Annotated in this window: 1 protein-coding gene; it reads right to left on the bottom strand. The window is 40.3% G+C overall.

The window, feature by feature from the left end:
- The coding region (locus DHD80_RS19825; protein ID WP_251743208.1) for an IS1595 family transposase at window positions 1–812 on the bottom strand (812 nt) is incomplete at its 3' end.
- Window positions 813–862: the final 50 nt, after the last annotated feature.

Genomic DNA, 862 nt, shown 5'->3' with positions numbered 1-862 from the left:
CTCTGTGAGCGGTTTATCCTAAAACAGAACTCATCAAAGTAGGATTGGATATGCCATTTACTTACATGGGTCGGAATAGCCCTCAACCAAGATTTCAATTGCATTATAACGATATGTAGTTCCTTGAAGTTCTTGCCTTGGTCACTGAACTTCTGTTCAATATTGTACAACGCCTTCAAAGGCTCATAACCTCTCCATTTATCAGTAACGATTTTTGCTGATGTGCTGATGTGCTCTTCAAATATTGGGGTCAATGACTTTGCCGAATAATCATCGATGGATTTTACATAGACTCTTTTAATCTGGTGCTTTTCGCTCAGTTCAACAGCGATAACAGCTTTTTTCTTCTTGGAATCATAGCTTCTTCCCTGTTTTCCCTCTTCTTTTCCACCAACGGTAAATTCATCGACATGGATCAACTCTGATAAGGGATATCTTTGACTGCTCTTCATCGCCTTTCTGACTTTCTGCATAAAATACCAGGCTGTTCCCTGACGGATATCAAAACGTTTGCCCATCTGGATACTTGAAACGCTCTTACTGCTGGTGCTCATTTCAAAGACAACGCAGAAAGCCTTTTGAAGTCCGAACTTGACCTTGTGGAACAAGGTGTTTGCAGTGGAACTCTCTACGTGCTGGCAAACGTAGCACTGATATTTATGGCCAGCCTTTTCACAACCTTTTTGATGGCCGCATTTCATACAGGTAAAGCCATCCTGCCACTTTATCTTCGCTAGATATGCCTTGCAAGCATCATCATTTGGCAGTTCTTTTATAAAGTTTAGTATACTCTGCCCTTTAAAATCTTCCATAATAGCCGTTTTGTTGATACTAAGTTACAGAACTTAAATGACTAACTCAA

The organism is Gramella sp. AN32 (genome assembly GCF_023718305.1).
GTDB lineage: Bacteria > Bacteroidota > Bacteroidia > Flavobacteriales > Flavobacteriaceae > Christiangramia > Christiangramia antarctica.
Note: the sequence above shows the minus strand (reverse complement) of the source record. Positions and strands in the feature narration are given on the sequence as shown.